The following is a 17,737-nucleotide window of genomic DNA, read 5'->3' on the forward strand; positions in this document are numbered from 1 at the left end:
TGTATTATAGATCGGTGCATTCGTCCCTGACAACAGAGTTTTACAATCCGAAGACCTTCATCACTCACGCGGCGTTGCTCCGTCAGACTTTCGTCCATTGCGGAAGATTCCCCACTGCTGCCTCCCGTAGGAGTTTGGGCCGTGTCTCAGTCCCAATGTGGCCGTTCATCCTCTCAGACCGGCTACTGATCATCGCCTAGGTGAGCCGTTACCCCACCTACCAGCTAATCAGACGCAGGCCCATCTTCTGGCGATAGCTTACAAGTAGAGGCCATCTTTCATCCTCTCTCCATGCGGAAAGAGGATCACATTCGGTATTAGCATCCCTTTCGGAATGTTGTCCCCAACCAGAGGGCAGGTTGCCTACGCGTTACTCACCCGTTCGCCACTAAGAACATTCCGAAGAAAGTTCTCCGTTCGACTTGCATGTGTTAAGCACGCCGCCAGCGTTCGTCCTGAGCCAGGATCAAACTCTCCAAAATAGAGTATTTTGAAGAGCCTCATGGCTCTCGAAAAACTAGCTTTGATTTTTTAACCTGGTTGTCATCCAGGTGACTCGATCTCATCACTAAAAGTGACTTGACCCGCACATCTGTCAACAATATTCAGTTCTCAAAGTTCGTCTCGCTGTCTTGCGACAGCTTGTTTATTCTATCAGGAATCTTCATTCTTGTCAACAACTTTTTTATTTTCTTTCGAAAATATTCGGTTGCTGGGAAGATTTCCCGATATCATTCTCTCTCGAGAACGCTTCATTATAATACCATACTTATACAAAACCTTCAAATTCTGTATTTAAGTTTATTATTTCGTTATTTAAGTTTATTTACGTATATTTTACTTTTATACCTGTTTTTTACATTCTTTACCTCCATTTTTTATTTTAATTCGTTTCATTTATAAAAGAACGTTTAATTGTTCGATACGGTTCGGACAATTAAACGTTCTTTTATTTCTTTTATCCAATCATTTGATTTTATTTAACTTGGCTGCCAGTTCTTCCGCAGAGGGATCGTCCCCGGTGCTGGTGATAATAGGCTGCTGTCCCATCATCACTGTATCTCCACTGGCATAGGCTTCCGGCGCGGTCTTGTTGTTGTGATACACCGCAGCCAGATTCCCCATGACAAAATAGGACCGCTCTTTGCTGGACATGGATCCGGTGGCGCTGGGTGTCAGGAACTCTTTCTTGTTCACATAGACCACCCCATCTTTGTCATCCACATGTTTGTTGCTCCAGGCGTTCAGCTTCTTTACGTAGTTTTCCCGCCGTTCCGTACAAGTAGGATGGTCGCTCCAATGGATGTTCATATCCCCGTACTTTTCCAGGAACCGCTGCCATACGGCAGCCGTAGCTCCTGGGTTGTAATTGGTGTGGGTGATGTAATCAAAGGCCAGGTTGTCCGCTTCCCATTCCATGGGTTTGGACAGATGGACATTCCGGGTATAGGTATACAGCTGACCGATTGCCCCGCTGGCAATCCCTCCGGTTGCCGCATTGGCCATTTCCGCCAGCACTGCAGCATTCAGAGACTTCTTGACACCCTGGAGAGGATGGTCTTTCTGCCCATGGCCCAGTTCATGGCCGATGACCACAGCAATTTCATCATCCATGGGCATCAGATTGAAGATGCCCCGGTACACATTCACATTGTGCCCAATGGTGCAGTAGGCATTGGCATCATCATTGGGGCTGATGAAGTAGTTGTAGGGTTTCTTGTACACCGTAGGATCCACAGCTGCGATTCCGGCGGTCACATTGCTCATAATGGTATCCAGCCGGCTGTTCAGATACTCATCTTCATCCACCCCTTCTTCCTTCTTCATTTGTTCGAACCATTCCTGACGGCCCTTGTCCGTATTGTTGTAGGTCTTGTAGACCCCCATCACCTTGTCCCTGTACATGGTGCCGGCAATGGCGGTACCCAGTACGTCCACCAGCACCCCGCCGGCTTCTGCCGATCTGGCGGGAACCACAGTTCCGGAAACAGCGCCCAGGCTCAGCATTCCGGCCAGAGCACACCCCATCAAGCGATTCTTCCACAGTTTCATCTCATATCCACTCCTTTGTTACACTCCCTGATCCATATTCAGGTCGATGATCCCCACAGCATAAGGGGCAATTTCATACTGTCCGAAGACAAAATGGATATGTCCTTCCTGGTCCAGATAATAGTTTTCCGGCAATTTTTCCAAGCCCTTGAAATCCTGGAAGAAATAGTGTCCTTTTCCGTAATCTGTATTCCACAGGGCCTTGTTGATCTTGTCCAGGGTAAAGTTCCCTCTCACGGCCGGTGTCAGGACCTTCTGCCAGGGAACCAGCTTTCCGGTTTCCAGATCAAAGGTCTTCCCCAGTTCCCAACTGGTGGGATGGGCTGCCCTTTCCACAAAATCATAGCCGTAGGTCTGGAAGGAGAGATACCGTTCTCCATGGTAGCTGACTGCAAAATCCACCCGGGAAGTGAGTTTTTCCTCCATGGTATTGGCCTTGTTGTAATTCTCCCGGGAAATTTCCGCCTGTTTTTCAAAATACCGGGTAATTCTCCGGGACACTTCCGGTTTGCCCATGACCCTCACCTGAGGATAATGGATCAGCAGATCTTTCTCCCGGATGATCCCGCTACGGATCACCACACCGTTCTGGGCATAGACTGCCTGGCCTGGTACATGGCTCTGGAGTTCCTGTTCAATCACATGGTGAGCCGCTTCGGAAGGAGTGACCGACTGAGCCTGGACGGCTCCTGTTCCCATAAAGGCTATGACCCCTGCCAACAGAGCAGTGCCGGCAAAGGCACGGATTTTTTTCTGATCCATCGTACATCTTCCTTTCCCTTTTCTCCATCGACTGTATTATACAAAGACTCTTCCCCTGGTGCAAGACGCATCGCCAAAAGAGCTACTCGTTGAGGGAATAGACCACATGGACGGTTTTCCGGGTAGGTACTGGCCGCCCGGAGGCATCCAGGGCCGGGGAAAAACTCCACTGCCAGGCGCTTTTCAGGGCTGCCCGGTCCAGCCGGTCATACCCGGAGCTCCCTTCCAGCCAGGCGGAGGTCACTTCTCCCCCGGCGCTTACCGCCACCCCCACCAGGGCAGTCCCTTCTTCCCCGGAAGCCCGGGAGGCCTGGGGATAGATTTTGCTGTAGCCGGTGAGGCTGGCATCCCGGCTCCGGTCGCCGGCCTCTTCTCCCTCTCCTTCTCCGCCCCCGCCGGAGGTTCCGGTTCCGCCTTCCGAAGCGCTCTCTCCATTGCCGCTGCCTCCGGTTGTTCCTGTTCCCGGAACTTCTCCGCCGCTCCCCTGGGACGAGCCGCTCCCGGACAGGGTGCTGTCCGCCGTTTCCCTGGAGGAACCGGCCGGTGCCTGGACTTCTCCCTGGTCACTGACCTGGCTGGGGGCTTCCAGCAGCTGTTCCAACAGAGCCTCCCTGGCTGTTTCCCCAGATTCCCGGGATGCCGGTGTTCCCCCGCCAACTGGTTCCCCGAGAACGCCCTGGTTTCCGTTTCCCGTCCCCCGGGTCTTTCCGGAGTTTCCTCCAGCCGGCCCCGGCTCTGCCAGATGGACCCGGATGGGTTCCGCCCCTTTGTCCGGCAGGGAACGATGAGCATAGAGCAGGGCTCCTCCGGCGGACAGCAGGACCAGGTGGATCACCAGGGACAGCCGGACATACCGGCTCCACTCAGGCTTTCCCATGGTCTTCTCCTGTGGAGACGGACAGGGAGAAATCTTCCAGGCCCGCCCGTTTCAGTTCTCCCATAATGCCCATGACCCGGCCGTAGCTCACTTCCTTGTCCGCCCGGAGATTCACCGTCTGTCTGGGATTTTCCCGGGCCGCAGCCGCTCCTTCCCGGAGCAGTTCCTCCAGGGTCACCTGATGGTCCTGGAACCAGATGGTCCCGTCCCGGGGCAGGGTCACTTCCACCTGAGCCTTCTGCTGGAGCTGTCCCCGGCCTTCCGGCAGTTCCACCGGCACCCCTTTCTGCTGGGTCATGTACATGGTGCACACAATGAAAAAGATCAGCAGCAGGAACACCATGTCGATCATGGGAGAAATTTGGATGGAGGGCTTTTTGTCCCCTCCGGAACGATGGAGATGGATCATGCCCCCTGCCCTCCCTGGCCGGGCATTTTCCCGGCATTTTCCATAAAGGCGTTGTCCATCTGCTCCACTTCCTCCATCACCGTATTCACCTTCTGGGAGAAATAGGTGTGGAAACAGATGGTGGCAATGGCAATGAGCAGTCCGAACACTGTGGTGATCATGGCTTCCGCCACCCCGGCGGTCACTCCCAGAGGATTTTCCCACCGGTCTCCCAGAGCCTGGAAGGAGGACATCATGCCGGTAATGGTCCCCAGGAGCCCCAGGATGGGGGCCAGGGTCACGATGACGGACAAGTAGTTCAGCCCTTTTTCAAACTGGTTCACCAGCTGCTGGCTCTCCCCCAGGATATAACTTTCCTTTTCCCGGACGGCAGATGGCGCCGTCAGGAGTTTTTTGCCCAGTGCCGCCTGGGCTCCCGGTGTTTCCCAGGTCCCGTCCAGCAGTTCCTGCCATTTTCCTTGCCGGACCTGCCGGCAGAAGGTCCGGGCATAGGCTCTTCCGGAATCTTCCCGGCGGTAAAAAGCCAGCCGTTCCAGGATAATAGTCAGGGATGCCAGAGAACAGAGCAGAAGGGGCCACATGACCACCCCGCCCCGGAGAAAAAATGTCCACCCATGCTGCAGCCAACCAATCATCTAATTATGCCTCCCTGTTTTCCAGTATTGTATTGAGTCTTGCCAGCTCTCTTTTTTGCTGTTCCGGATCCGGACAGATCCGGATTTCCAGTCCCTCTTCTCCCTGCCGGACCTGGAAGGGAACCTGGTAGGCCGCTTCCAGATTTTCCTTCCGGAGCACCTGTTCCGGTGTCCCCTGGGCCAGCAGCTTTCTCTGTCCCAACAGCAGCAGCCGGGTGCAGTACCGGGCCGCCTGGCCGATGTCATGGAGGGACAGGACCACGGTCCGCCCTGCCCGGGCCAGGTGCCGGCTCAGTTCCAGCACGGTGTTTTCATACACCAGATCCAGCTCTGCGGTAGGTTCATCCAGCAGGATCACCGGGGTCTGCTGGATCAGGATCCGGGACAGCAGCACCCGCTGCCGCTGTCCCCCGGAAAGATCCGTCACTGGCCGCTCCTGCATATTCCCCAGACCGAAGACCTCCAAACAGTCCCGGGCCAGAGCTCTTTCCCGGCCGCCTTCCTGCTGGTGCCAGTCCAGATAGGGATACCGGCCCATGAGCACCACCTGTTCCGCCGTATAGGCAAAGGGCAGTTCCCGTTCCTGGGGCAGATAGCTGACCTTTCGGCTCAGAGCCTGCCGGTTCCAGGATTCCAGAGGTTTTCCTTCCAGTTCCAGGGTCCCGGACTGGAGGGGCTGGATCCCGGCCAGGGTCTTCAGCAGGGTACTCTTCCCTGCCCCGTTGGGGCCGATGAGCCCTACGCACTCTCCCGCTTCCAGGGTGAAATCCAATCCCGTCAGCACCGGTTCCCGGCCATAGCCCAGGCTGCCCTTTTCCATTGCAAATTCCATATCAGTATCCTTTCAGCAGAGGTTCCTGCCCCTGAGGGAACAGGACCTTCCCATAGGCCCCGTTGGCCAGGGCCCGGATGCCGTACACCGCCATGGGAGAAGCATCGTACACGTACCGGTCCGGCAGGGCCACCCGCCGTTCCAGGCCTTTCAGCCCCTGGAGGGCCGGATCGGCGAAGAACTGCTGCTGGAATTTTTCATAGTCCGCCTTTTCCTCTCCATAGGGCAGGGCTACCAGGAAAAAGTCCGGATCCGCCTGGAGAATGGCTTCCCGGGTCAGGGGCTGGCCGTTTTTCAGCCCGGCCCGGCTGAGGCCGTTCCCCACATGGGCCCGGCGGCACAGGTCGTCATACAGGGACCCGGAGCCTCCGTACCGGCTCATAAGGGAAACCAGCAGGCCCACCGGTTCCGGGCCCTGCAGATTCTTCAGGACCCGTTCCGTCTCTTCCAGTTCTCCGTCCATCCGTGCCAGGACCTGTTTCCCGGCTTCCGGCCGGTCCAGAACCCGGGCCATGAGCCCCACATTGTCACGGATTTCCTCCACAGTCACCGGACCCCGGCAGACCACCACAGGGATCCCCATTTCCTCCACTTTCTGGATCAGCCCGGGATCGGACCAGGTGGAAGCCAGGAACAGATCCGGTTTGGTCCGGGCTACGGTTTCCGGAGTCACCTGCCGGAGCACCGGTTCCATGTCACGGGTTTCTTCGGCAATGAAGGAAATCCCTGGTTCCCGGTCCTGGTAATAAACCCCGGCCAGATGGTCTGCCGGCACCAGGGTCAGCAGGGTCTCATCCAGATGGAGGGAATCCGTCAGGATCTTTTGGGGAGGCCGGGCCAGACGGACCGTCTTTCCCCGTACATCCTCCACCGTATAGCCTCCCTGTTCCGGAGCGGCAGGGCCGCAGCCGGCCGTCAGGAGCAGAAACAGGATCCCCAGGATCCGCAGCAGTTTCATAGATCTTCTCCTTTGCAAAAAAAGATGGGGCTGTTGCCCATGCAGCAGCCCCTGGTTCAACTGAAGAAATGGATACGGGCCCGGTTGCCTCCCGGAGCCACATAATACAGATTCCCCATCCGGAGCTTCCCGTCAATCAGTTCAAACTGGGGAGCCACAATGTCGCCCCCGTCGGATTTGATTTCCACATCGCTGAATTTCAGCTGTTTGTACTGGTTGGAAAAAGTCCCCTTGATGGAATTGAATTTGATGATGGCGTAAATGCCCTTGCCGGAATAAAAGGATCCGTAGGTGAGGGTGGACCGGCTGTTCCCGTCGCAGAGCATTTTCAGGTCCAGCTGGACCAGCGTCCGGAAGTAGGGAATGTTGGTGGCATCCTCACTGTGGAGATCATGGCCCATGACGCTTACATTGTAGGCTTTGGTATCGATGTTGAACCCGCCCCGGGCGTCGCAGGTCCCTTCAAACACATCCGCCGTCACGTTCTGGGCATCGATGTACCCGTCCGCATACTTGAAGTTCCCTTTCACATTGGTGAACCGCAGTCCCGGCAGGTTCAGCTTGGGCATATACAGTTCCCCCACGATCACCGGATCCGGCAGTTCCCCGGTTACGGTGGCGCTGGCGGTAACCCGTTCCTTGATGTCCAGGCCGGTGCCCAGGGAGGAAGGATTCAGCTCCTTGATCCCCAGTTTCAGGTCGTAGGTGGAAACCTGGGGTTTCAGGTCCACACTGCCCTGGATGTCCACTCCCTTGCCTTCCAGGGTCCCTCCCAGTTCCCCGGTGGAAAAATCAATGGTCAGCTTGTCGCTGCTGTTGTACCGCAGGTCCGCATTCACATCCTGGAAGGCGTGAATCCGCTGTTTGTAGCAGGCAGTCAGTTTGCAGTGGTTCAGCTTCACATGGGCATCCACGTTTTTCAGCTTGATGTCGAATTTTTTCTTCCGGCCCTTCTGCTCAGCCGGTTTGGGTACTTCTGCCGCCCGGATCCCCCGGATATGCATGTTCTCCGTAAAGGTCAGCTGGATTTCCGCCTCATTGAGCTCCAGTTCCTGGATGGTCCGGGTGCTGATCCGTTTCAGCACAATGTCCAGAGGCCGTACCTGGAAGGAGCCGCTGGGGATGAAGACCCGGTTCCCGTCATGGCTGCCCTTCCATTCCAGGTTTTCGAACCGCACATGGCCCATGGGGGTAGCCGTCAGCCGCTCCACGGTAATGGTCCCGTCAAAGAAATGCTGTTTGGCCATTTCCCGGTTGAAAATCTGGGCCGCATGGACACTGGCAATGTAGGCCAGCCACACCAGCACCAGCAGACTGGCCAGGAAGCTCAGCAGGATCCATTTGATTTTCCGGCGGTGCTTCTGGAGAAACCCTTTCAACCTTTTCATGGCTGATTACCGCAGGGCAGAGACCGCTTCCTGCATATCCGGAGCCCCAAAGACGAAGGACCCGGCCACCAGCACGTCAGCCCCGGCGTCCCGGCAGGCTTTGGCGGTTTCCCCGTTGACCCCGCCGTCCACTTCGATGAGCACCTTCAGATTCCGTTCCCGGATCATGGCCTTCAGCCGGCGGATCTTGTCCACGCTGGTGGGGATGAATTTCTGCCCCCCGAACCCCGGGTTCACGCTCATGATCAGGATCATGTCCGCATAGGGAAGGATTTCCTCGATCTGGCACAGGGGCGTGGCCGGATTCAGGGCCACCCCGGCCTGGATGCCCTTGCTGTGGATGGACTGGAGCAGCCGGTGGAGATGATGGGTGGCTTCCGCATGGACACAGATCAGGTCCGCGCCGGCAGCAGCAAAGCTGTCCACATAATTTTCCGGATTCTCCACCATCAGATGGCAGTCAAAGAACATGTCCGTCCGTTTCCGGAGACATTTCACCACCGGAGCCCCGAAGGTCAGGTTGGGAACGAACTGGCCGTCCATCACATCGATGTGGCACCAGTCGGCACCCGCATCCTGGATGCGGGCCACTTCTTCGGCCAAACAGGAAAAATCGGAAGACAAAATGGAAGGAGCGATGATGGTCATGATTTTTTTCCTCTTTTCTTTGGTTCCGCCAATTCCTGACGGATCGTGCAATAGGAAGCATAACGGCTGGGAGCGATTTCGCCCCGTTCCAGGGCCGCCTTGACTTCACAGTCCGGTTCATGGGTATGGGTGCAGCCGGTGAAGCGGCAGCAGCCTTCCCGCTGCCGGATTTCCCGGAACCCGTCGGCGGCATCCTCCATCTGGAGTTCCGACAGGTCGATGTTCCCGAAGCCGGGGGTATCCACAATGTAGCCGCCTCCAAAGGGCAGCAGCTGGGCAAACCGGGTGGTATGCCGGCCCCGGCCGATTTTACTGCTTACATGGCCGGTTTTCAGGGTCAGGGAAGGATCCAGATGGTTCAGCAGGGTGGATTTCCCGGCCCCGGAAGGTCCCCCGAAGGCCACAATGTGGCCCCAGACCTGTTCCAGGATGGGTTCCATCCCCATTCCCTCCCGGGCTTCCACCGGATACACCGGATAGCCCAGGGGCTGGTAGACCGCCTGGAACCGTTCCACCAGCCCTTCCGGCGCCAGGTCCCGTTTGTTCAGTACCAGAGCGGCCGGGATCCCGGCCGCTTCCGCCAGGGCCAGCAGCTTGTCCACCAGCAGGAAACTGGGATCCGGGTCACTGCAGGCGAAGACCGCCATAAGGCAGTCCAGATTGGCCACCAGAGGCCGCTGGAGCAGATTCTTCCGGGGCAGCACCTGCCGGATCATCCCTTCGGTGCCCTGGGCTTCCAGTTCCACCCGGTCCCCGGCAGCCATGGTGAACCGTTTCTGCTTCATCCGGCCCTTCACCTTGCAGGTGTACAGGATGCCGTCTTCTCCGGCCACATAGTAGTAGCCGTTGTAGGTCTTGATGATTCTTCCAATGGGATTGCTCACAGAGATTTATCCTCCGCCAGTTCTCCGTTCACGTAAATCTGGACGCTGGCCCCGGACCCCACATTTACGGTCCGGGTGATCCGGGTACCGGGAGCCACCGAATCGGAGAAGATGGTCCGGGTACTGCTGTCATCGGAAACGATGATCTTCACATTCTTGGCGCTGCCGCTGCCGGGAACCGTGTACCCGATGGTCCGGGTGCTGCCCCCGCCGCTGCTGCCGGAGCTGCTCCGGCTCTTCTTTTCTTCTTTTTTGCCGGCGGATACCACCAGGCTCACCGCGCCGCCCCGGTCCATGACGGAGCCGCTGCCGGGATCACTGGACAGGACCGTATCCTTGGCCTGGTCGCTTTCCTGGGTCTGGATGCTGCCGATGGTGAGTCCCACGCTGCTCAGCTGGTTCCGGGCTTCTGCCAGGCTCATGCCGGCCAGGCCGGGCACTACCGTCTGGTTGCCGCTGATGTTCACCACCAGGTCCACACTGGTCCCTTCGCTGACTTTCTGTTTGGGGGCGATGCTCTGGGACAGGACGGTTCCTTTCCCGGCCCCCGCCTCATACTTCACAGTCACGGTGCCCACCTTCAGCTTGGCTTTTTCCAGCATGGTGGTGGCTTCCGCCAGGGTCTTCTTTTTCAGGTCCGGCACCACCCCCGGTTCCGGTCCCTTGCTGACCACCAGCTGGATCTTCCGTCCGGCCTTCACCCGGCTGTGAGCCGCCGGATTCTGCTTGATGATCACCCCCGGAGTGGCAGTGGCATCATAGGCTTCCGTCAGGGTATACCCCAGTTTGTCCTTGGTCAGGATGGCTTCCGCCTCTACAATGGTCTTGCCCTTCAGGTCCGGTACCGTCACATCCCCGCTGGTGTAGCTGAGGATGGCATAGATGACCCCGGACAGGAGCACAATGGCCGCCATGAAAAAGGCCAGAAGCTTCTTTTTCCCGTATTTTTCCAGGAGGGTTTCCGGCTCTTCTTTTTTCTTCGGATCCGGTTTCTCCGGTCCCGCTGCCGGGCTCTTTTCAGCCGCTTCTGCAGTCTGGGGCTTCAGCAGCCCGTCCAGCATGTCGCTTTTGCTGATCACCATGGTCTCGTCGCTGACCGGGTGCTTCCGGGCATCGTTCCAGGTCTCTTCTTCCCCGCCCATATCTCCCAGGAGATGGGTCTGGGCACGCTTCAGATCCGTAAGAAAATCATCGGCGGTGGCATACCGGAGCCGGGGATTCTTGGCCAGGGCCTTGGTGATGATGTTGTCCAGGTAGTAGGGAATGTCCGGATCGTACCGGCGGGCGGATGGAGTGGAGGATTCCAGATGCATCCGGGCCACTTCCAGTGGGGTATCCCCGTCATAGGGCAGCTTCCCGGTGAGCATCTCGAAAAGCACCACACCCAGGGAATACAGGTCCGACTGGGGGGTCACCGGCTGGCCGGCCGCCTGTTCCGGAGACAGATAGTACACGGAGCCGATCACATTCTTGTCCGTCCCGTTGCTGGGCTGGCCGAAGGCCCGGGCAATGCCGAAATCCGTAATCTTGGGCACCCCTTTGGTGTCGATGAGGATGTTCTGGCTCTTTACATCGCAGTGAACGATGGAATGGTCATGGGCCTGTTTCAGGGCTGAAGCAATGCCGATGGCATACCGGACTGCCGTTTTGTAGTCCAGGGCGCCATTTTCCTGGATCACTTCCTTCAGGGACCGGCCCACCACATATTCCATCACAATATAGTAAATGTCATTTTCATTGCCGCTGTCGTAAATATTGACAATGTTGGGATGGGACAGACAGGCGGCATTGCAGGCTTCCTGGCGGAAACGGGCCACAAACTGCTTGTCCTGGATGAACTGATCCCGGAGGATCTTGATTCCCACATCCCGGTGGAGCACCGTATCATAGCCGTGGAACACCTCGGCCATGCCGCCTCCGCCGATTTTGTCAATGATTTCATAGCGGCCATTGAGCGTTATTCTTCCTTCCATTCTGCAGCCTCCAGATCAATGACAATAAAAGAAATGTTGTCGTCGCCGCCGGCGGTCATGGCCCCGTTCATCAGGCCGTCCGCCAGCCGTTCCAGGTTCCGGTCTCCCAGAATCCGTTCGATTTCCGCTTCTGAGATCATGTTGGTGAGACCGTCGGAGCAAACCAGCAGCTTCTGGGCTCCGTCCAGGAGGATTTCAAAGGTGTCCACCTGGACCTGGGGATCCACCCCGATGGCCCGGGTGATCATGTGCTTCTGGGCGGAGGCTTCCGCTTCCTCCTGGGTCATCTGTTTCTGCCGGACCAGTTCCGCCACATAGCTGTGGTCGCTGGTCACCTGGCGCAGGATCCCTTCCTGCCACACATAGATCCGGCTGTCTCCCACATGGGCCACAAAAGCGCTGTGGGGATTGGGCAGGTACACCGCCGTCAGGGTGGTGCCCATGCCGGTGAATCCTGCTTTTTCCTGGGAAAGTTCCCAGATTTTCTTGTTGATATTCTGGATGCTCCGTTCCAAAAATGGGAGGATTTCCTTTCTGGAAAGTCCGGACAGGTCCAGACGGCTCAGCTGATGAACCGCTTCATAGCTGGCCACTTCTCCCGCATCCGCACCGCCCATGCCGTCGGCAATGGCATACAGATCCGGTTCCCGTACCAGGATGCTGTCCTCATTGTTGGGACGCACCATGCCCCGGTTGGTCCGGCTCACTGCTATCATTGGTTCTGCGCCTCCTTTAATGCGCTGGCCCGCAGCTGGCCGCAGGCCGCATTGATGTCCTTCCCCATTTCCTTCCGGACCGTCACGTTCAGATGCCGTTTCTTCAGCAGCTGGAAGAAATGGTCCACCGCCCGGTCGCTGGGCCGTTCAAAGCCCTTTTCCGGCACCGGGTTGGCCGGGATCAGGTTGATCACACATTCTTTGTGTTCCAGGGCATCCGCCAGGTTCCGGGCATCTTCCGGCCGGTCGTTGATGCCGGCCAGCAGGATGTATTCGTACATCACCTGACGGCCATTGCTTTTTTCATAGGCATCCGCCGCCTGGATTACTTCCGGGAAAGGATACTTCCGGTTGATGGGCATCAGCCGGTTCCGCAGTTCCATGGAAGCCCCGTGGAGGGAAATGGCCAGGTTGATATTCCGGCCCTGGGCGGTCAGTTCTTCAATGCCCGGCACCACCCCGCAGGTGGAAACGGTCATGTTCCGGTAGCCGATGCACTGGCCCCGGTCGCTGTGGAGAATGTCCAGAGCCTTGAGCACATGGTCCAGGTTCAGCATGGGTTCCCCACTGCCCATGACCACGATCCGGCTCACCCGTTCTCCCCGGGGCTGGAGCCCGCTCTGGAAGAAATACAGCTGAGCCAGGATTTCCGCCGCCGTCAGGTTCCGGACGAAACCGTGGAGGCCGCTGGCACAGAAGGCGCAGTTCATGGCGCAGCCCACCTGGGAAGAAAGACAGACGCTGTAGCCATAGTCGTGGTGCATGAGCACCGTTTCCACCGTGGCTCCGTCCGTCAGCTCCAGGAGCACCTTGTGGGTCAGCCCGTCCCGGGATTTGTATTCCTTCAGGACCTTCACCTGGCTGGTGGCAATGGTGTACCGCTCTTCCAGCTGCTGCCGGGCTTCCTTGCTCAGGTTGCTCATCTGGGAAAAGTCCGTGGCCGCCTTTTCATACAGCCAGCGGAACACCTGTTCCGCCCGGAACTTCTTCATGCCCAGTCCCGCCAGTTCTGTCTGGAGTTCTTCCAGGGTCAGACCCATGATTTCTTTTTTGCACATGGCAGATCTCACTTTCGTTTTTCAAAAAGACAGAGATAGAATCCGTTGATTCCGTCCCGCTGGGGCAGAAGCTGGAGTTCCTCCACTTTTTCTCCGGTCAGGGGATGGGCAAAGGGAACAGAAACAAAATCCGGATGGTTTTCCAGGAACCATTTCCGCACCCGGGTATTTTCATCCTGTTCCAGGGTACAGGTACTGTACAGCAGCCGGCCCCCTGGCTTCACATACCGGGCTCCGTTGTCCAGGATCTTTTTCTGGAGCGGGGGGAACTGGCTGAGGGTCCGTTCCTCTTTGGTCCACCGGGATTCTGCCCGCCGGTTCAGCACCCCCAGGCCGCTGCAGGGAGCGTCCACCAGCACCCGGTCAGCCGTGTTTTCCCATTCCGGCACAAAGGTTGTCCCGTCCCGTTTTTCCGTCTGGATGCAGTGGATGCCCAGCCGCCGGGCATTCTCCCGGACCAGGGCCAGTTTGTGGTCATACAGATCCAGGGCCAGGATCTCTCCCCGGTCCTCCATTTTCTGGGCCAGATGGGTGGTCTTCCCTCCCGGGGCGCTGCACAGGTCCATCACCCGTTCTCCGGGCTGGGGATCCAGCACCGCCGCATCCAGCATGGAGCTTTCGTCCTGGATATAGATGTCCTCTCCGAACCGGTCCACCAGGGTCTCCAGGGAAGGCAGGCTGTCACAGATCAGCCCGTCCGGGGACCACCGGGAAGGATGGGTTTCGATGCCCTGGGCAGCCAGGCGGGCCTGGAGCGCCTCCCGGTTCATTTTCAGGGTATTCACCCGGAAGGAAAAAGTGGGCCGGGCGTTGTCATAGGCACAGAGCTTCACCGCATCTTCCAGTCCATAGCGGAATTTCCACCTCCGGACCAGCCATTCCGGATGGTAATATTCCAAAGCGATCCGTTCCAGCTCATGATCCGGTCCCTGGGGGAATTTCCATTGTTTCCGGGTCCGGGCCAGCTGGCGCAGAGCGCCGTTCACCAGTCCTGCCGCTCCCTCATGGACCCATTTCTTGGCCAGTTTCACACTTTCGTTGCAGGCGGCGGAAACCGGGATCCGGTCCAGGTACAGCAGCTGGTAGGCTCCCAGCCGCAAAATCACCAGCACCAGGGGATCCAGCTTCCGCAGGGGCCGGTTCACCACCTTTGACAGATACCAGTCCAGGGTCCCCATGGTCTTTACGGTGCCATAGACCAGTTCCGTGGTCAGGCTCCGGTCAAGGGGCGACAAAGGAGCCCCACGCAGCCCCTGAGCCAGAGCCAGGTTTGCATAGGCTCCCTTGAGAAAGATTTGTTCCAGTATCTGTAATGCCGCTTCCCGCGGATTCTTGCCGATTCTTCTCATTGTTCGTCCTCTTCCAGAATAAATGACCGTATGGCCTCTTCGATTTTCCCCATGTCCGCCCGGGTGTTGAAGCAGGGTCCGTTGGGCCGCTCGTTGAGCACCCCGATTACCGGCAGGGGGAACACGTCCTGGATCCCGCTGGTAAGATCCCGTTCACAGGCCACCGCCAGGATGGCTTTGGGCCGGGCTTTCTTCACCGCCTGCCGGGCCAGGGTCCCTCCGGTGGCAATGGCCACATGGACCCCGTACTTTTGGGACAGGGCCAGCAGCTGGCCCACTCCACAGCGGCCGCACTGGTGGCAGTTGCTGATGTCCCGGGTCACCTTATAGGGGCAGGTATCCAGCTGGATGCAGTGAGGTGTCAGGATCAGCAGCCGGTTGGCCGGGACCCGGATATGCTGGTTCCGGACCAGATGGTTGCTGACTTCAATAAAGGACTGCTCCACCCGCCGTTTGGAAATCCCCATAAGTTTCCCCAGGAACAGGGCCAGGGGATAGAGCAGGTTGATGATGTGCCAGGCCCAGAAATAAAAGAACCGGATGGTGGGAAAGCCCAAAATGGCCAGGACGATGCCCACCACTCCGGAAAAAAGAGCCAGGATCACCACCAGGACGATCCAGCCCACCACCTGGGGCAGCCAGGGATGGATCTGCGCCAGTCCCGGCACCAGCAGCTGCCATAGCCCATAAGCCGCTGCCGCCGCCAGCAGCACCGCCAGAGAGGCCAGTGCCATGAAAAGCCGTTTCTTCGGCCGAAATCCCATGTTCATAATCTATTCCAGTCTGTCTCCCTGTTTCACATGGCCCCCGTTTACAAAGGAGGCTGCCGGCATCCTTTTTTTTCCTTCCGGCTGACATTCCAGGATCTCCAGGGTACCCTGTCCGCAGGCTACCCGGAAACCCTTTCCGTCCGCCTGGAGCACGGTGCCCGGAGCACCCTGGGTGCCTTCCGGCGTGAAGATCCGGCTCTTCCAGAGCTTCAGCCGCTTCCCGTCCGGCAGCAGGGTAAAGGAACCGGGCCAGGGGTCAAAGGCCCGGAACTGGTTGTGGAGGGCTTCCGCCGTTTTGGTCCAGTCCGCCTTTTCCATGTCCCGGGTAATGAGAGAGGCATAGGTGGCCTCTTCTTCCGGCTGAGGTACCGGCTGGAGGGTCCCAGCCGCCAGCTGAGGAATGGTGTCCATCAGCAGCCGTGCGCCTTTTTCCTTCAGGATGTCATGGAGTTCTCCCTGGGTCATTTCCGGTCCCACCGGCACCGCCACCTTGCTGAGCATGGCGCCGGTATCCATCCCCACGTCCATCTGCATAATGGTGACCCCCGCTTCCTTTTCCCCTTTCAGGATGGCGTAATGGATGGGGGCTGCTCCCCGGTACCGGGGCAGCAGGGAAGCGTGGACGTTGATGCAGCCGTATTGGGGCAGATCCAGCAGGACTTTGGGCAGGAACTGGCCAAAAGCCGCCACCACGATCAGATCCGGACAGATTTTTTCCATCTCTGCCTGGAATTCCGGAGTCTTCACCCGTTCCGGCTGGAGCACCGGCAGATCCCGGGTCAGGGCATATTCCTTCACGGCGCTCATCATCACCTTGTGGCCCCGTCCTTTGGGACGGTCCGGCTGGGTGACCACCGCTGCGATTTCATACTGTCCGGATTCCACCAGGGCCTTCAGGCTGGCCGCGGCAAATTCCGGGGTTCCCATAAATACGATCTTCATTCTTGACCTTCCCTCGGTTTGGCAGAAAGGCTGATAGCCTTGTCAATGAACAGGACCCCTTCCAGATGGTCACATTCGTGCTGGAGGGCACGGGCCAGGAGCCCGTCGGCGGTAAGCCGGTAATGGTCCCCTTTCCGGTCCTGGAAATGGACGGTGATCTGGGCGGCCCGCTTCACTTCCCCTTCGTAGTCGGGGACGCTGAGGCACCCTTCCGAATCCACTGCTTCTCCCACCGGGTCCGTAAGCACCGGGTTCACGAATTCCCGGATGCCAGCCCCGTCGCCGGCGTCAATGACCACCAGCCGTTTGCTGAGGCCGATCTGGGGGGCCGCCAGTCCGCAGCCGTTGGCCGCATACATGGTCTCCGCCATATCCTTCAGCAGCCGGCCCAGTTTTTTATCGAATTTGGTAACAGGAACCGCCTTTTCCCGAAGGATGGGCGCCCCCACTTTTACAATGTCATAGATTGCCATATATCATCGACTCCTATCGCAATTTTTACTCTCTATTATAAGCCCATATGGGTCTTTTCGTCCATGGTTTCCAGGAGCCGCATGGAATCGATATGAATGAGTTAAAATCGGATTAAATGTTTCCATGAAAAACGATATTTTCCGGCGAATTTTTGCCGAATTTTTGCCGTTTTGGGGTCAGGGAGATCCCCGCACCATAAGGCACGGGGATAGGGATTACTGGAAGTCGGCAACGGCATCGAGGTACTGAGCTACTTCTTCCAGATGTTTTGCACGGTCAGTAAGGTATAGAGCCTCAAATCGCAGGATTTCCCCCTGTTCTTCTTTGGTTTTGGCCTTCTCGTAGTCGTTGGCAAAGGTTTCCATGACCTTTGCTGTGTTGTGCATGCTGTCGACGAGTTGACTTTGGATTTTCTTCATGGTTATCATCCTCCTTCACTAGTAATAGGACAGTAGGATGATAGTTAAGGCTACTTTTCCCATTTTCTTCTATGCTTTTAAACAAAAAATACCCGTAAAGCCAGGTGTTTCCTGACTCTACGGGTTTTTCTTCATTTCGCTGCCCAGGCAAGTAAGAGCCCTGTGGCTACCGCTTCCCACGTATTGCGTTGCGCCTTAATGCGCAGCCTGGTCCGCTTTTCCTCTCTGGCGTACTCTTTCAAGGATTCGTTGGCTTGAGTCAATAAGGCTTCCTGCCTGGTCGATTTGGCCTGCAGCTCTGTCAGCTGACTCTGTAATGTCCTGGACAATTCCTCTGCTTTCGTCAATTTCACTTGTAATTCTGCCGCTTTGATCTGCTGCCCGCTGCAGGCCGTCCGTAATGCCTCGTTGATTGTCTTCAGCTCGTTCAAGTTGGTCTGTAACTGTGTCAGCTCCGTTTCCGTGATCGTATACGTCGGTTCGGCCGGCGTTGCGGAGGCCGCAAGCGTAACCTGTGCCGAAGCACACAGCAGCAAGCAGAGTAATAAGAACCCAATGAGGGATACGGTCAATCTGCGTCTTGATTCCATT

Annotated in this window: 19 protein-coding genes and 1 rRNA gene; all 20 read right to left on the bottom strand. The window is 57.4% G+C overall.

The features are described 5' to 3' along the window. A 16S ribosomal RNA gene (locus ACTQY5_RS02345) occupies positions 1-482 on the bottom strand; the annotation flags it as partial. A 484-nt stretch (positions 483-966) separates the two neighbouring features. Then, complete coding sequence (locus ACTQY5_RS02350; RefSeq protein WP_329777649.1) at positions 967-2,052, bottom strand: M48 family metallopeptidase; 1,086 nt, start codon at positions 2,050-2,052, stop codon at positions 967-969. 18 nt (positions 2,053-2,070) lie between these two features. Then, the gene (locus ACTQY5_RS02355) at positions 2,071-2,814 is read right to left on the bottom strand and encodes an RsiV family protein (RefSeq protein ID WP_279127098.1); all 744 of its coding nucleotides are present in this window, start codon (positions 2,812-2,814) and stop codon (positions 2,071-2,073) included. Positions 2,815-2,896: 82 nt separating this feature from the next. Then, complete coding sequence (locus ACTQY5_RS02360; protein ID WP_441368733.1) at positions 2,897-3,691, bottom strand: energy transducer TonB; 795 nt, start codon at positions 3,689-3,691, stop codon at positions 2,897-2,899. After that, entirely contained in the window at positions 3,678-4,100 is a 423-nt protein-coding gene (locus ACTQY5_RS02365) for an ExbD/TolR family protein (RefSeq protein ID WP_022487129.1), read from the bottom strand. Before ACTQY5_RS02365 ends, ACTQY5_RS02360 begins: the two co-directional genes overlap by 14 nt. Then, positions 4,097-4,735, bottom strand: a complete 639-nt coding sequence (locus ACTQY5_RS02370; protein ID WP_022487128.1) for a MotA/TolQ/ExbB proton channel family protein — start codon at positions 4,733-4,735, stop codon at positions 4,097-4,099. The genes ACTQY5_RS02365 and ACTQY5_RS02370 overlap by 4 nt, the downstream gene beginning before the upstream one ends. 4 nt (positions 4,736-4,739) lie before the next feature. Next, complete coding sequence (locus ACTQY5_RS02375) at positions 4,740-5,567, bottom strand: ABC transporter ATP-binding protein (protein WP_441368734.1); 828 nt, start codon at positions 5,565-5,567, stop codon at positions 4,740-4,742. Position 5,568: 1 nt separating this feature from the next. After that, positions 5,569-6,525, bottom strand: a complete 957-nt coding sequence (locus tag ACTQY5_RS02380; protein ID WP_441368735.1) for an ABC transporter substrate-binding protein — start codon at positions 6,523-6,525, stop codon at positions 5,569-5,571. Positions 6,526-6,581: 56 nt separating this feature from the next. After that, entirely contained in the window at positions 6,582-7,913 is a 1,332-nt protein-coding gene (locus ACTQY5_RS02385) for a hypothetical protein (protein ID WP_022487125.1), read from the bottom strand. 6 nt (positions 7,914-7,919) lie between these two features. Next, positions 7,920-8,561, bottom strand: coding sequence for a ribulose-phosphate 3-epimerase (gene rpe / locus ACTQY5_RS02390; RefSeq protein ID WP_022487124.1), 642 nt, complete (start codon positions 8,559-8,561; stop codon positions 7,920-7,922). Continuing rightward, entirely contained in the window at positions 8,558-9,445 is an 888-nt protein-coding gene (gene rsgA / locus ACTQY5_RS02395) for a ribosome small subunit-dependent GTPase A (RefSeq protein ID WP_308664472.1), read from the bottom strand. The genes rpe and rsgA overlap by 4 nt, the downstream gene beginning before the upstream one ends. Further along, positions 9,442-11,418: a Stk1 family PASTA domain-containing Ser/Thr kinase gene (pknB, locus tag ACTQY5_RS02400; protein WP_022487122.1), complete on the bottom strand. Its 1,977-nt coding sequence runs from the start codon at positions 11,416-11,418 to the stop codon at positions 9,442-9,444. The genes rsgA and pknB overlap by 4 nt, the downstream gene beginning before the upstream one ends. Beyond that, positions 11,403-12,134, bottom strand: a complete 732-nt coding sequence (locus ACTQY5_RS02405; protein WP_022487121.1) for a Stp1/IreP family PP2C-type Ser/Thr phosphatase — start codon at positions 12,132-12,134, stop codon at positions 11,403-11,405. Before ACTQY5_RS02405 ends, pknB begins: the two co-directional genes overlap by 16 nt. Continuing rightward, positions 12,131-13,192 carry a 23S rRNA (adenine(2503)-C(2))-methyltransferase RlmN gene (gene rlmN / locus ACTQY5_RS02410; protein ID WP_022487120.1) on the bottom strand — a complete coding sequence of 354 codons (1,062 nt, stop codon included), beginning with the start codon at positions 13,190-13,192 and terminating at the stop codon, positions 12,131-12,133. Before rlmN ends, ACTQY5_RS02405 begins: the two co-directional genes overlap by 4 nt. Before the next feature lie 8 nt (positions 13,193-13,200). Beyond that, positions 13,201-14,541 carry a 16S rRNA (cytosine(967)-C(5))-methyltransferase RsmB gene (rsmB, locus tag ACTQY5_RS02415; RefSeq protein WP_441368736.1) on the bottom strand — a complete coding sequence of 447 codons (1,341 nt, stop codon included), beginning with the start codon at positions 14,539-14,541 and terminating at the stop codon, positions 13,201-13,203. After that, on the bottom strand, positions 14,538-15,311 hold the full coding sequence (locus ACTQY5_RS02420) for a DUF116 domain-containing protein (RefSeq protein WP_022487118.1): 774 nt from the start codon (positions 15,309-15,311) through the stop codon (positions 14,538-14,540). The genes rsmB and ACTQY5_RS02420 overlap by 4 nt, the downstream gene beginning before the upstream one ends. A 3-nt stretch (positions 15,312-15,314) precedes the next feature. Continuing rightward, positions 15,315-16,253, bottom strand: coding sequence for a methionyl-tRNA formyltransferase (fmt, locus tag ACTQY5_RS02425; protein WP_441368737.1), 939 nt, complete (start codon positions 16,251-16,253; stop codon positions 15,315-15,317). Then, positions 16,250-16,726, bottom strand: a complete 477-nt coding sequence (gene def / locus ACTQY5_RS02430) for a peptide deformylase (RefSeq protein ID WP_154487681.1) — start codon at positions 16,724-16,726, stop codon at positions 16,250-16,252. Before def ends, fmt begins: the two co-directional genes overlap by 4 nt. Before the next feature lie 216 nt (positions 16,727-16,942). Continuing rightward, on the bottom strand, positions 16,943-17,146 hold the full coding sequence (locus ACTQY5_RS02435) for a hypothetical protein (protein ID WP_441368738.1): 204 nt from the start codon (positions 17,144-17,146) through the stop codon (positions 16,943-16,945). A gap of 131 nt (positions 17,147-17,277) precedes the next feature. After that, complete coding sequence (locus ACTQY5_RS02440; protein ID WP_441368739.1) at positions 17,278-17,736, bottom strand: peptidase M24; 459 nt, start codon at positions 17,734-17,736, stop codon at positions 17,278-17,280. Position 17,737 lies beyond the last annotated feature (1 nt).

Source organism: Acidaminococcus sp. HCP3S3_H5, assembly GCF_052122235.1.
GTDB lineage: Bacteria > Bacillota > Negativicutes > Acidaminococcales > Acidaminococcaceae > Acidaminococcus.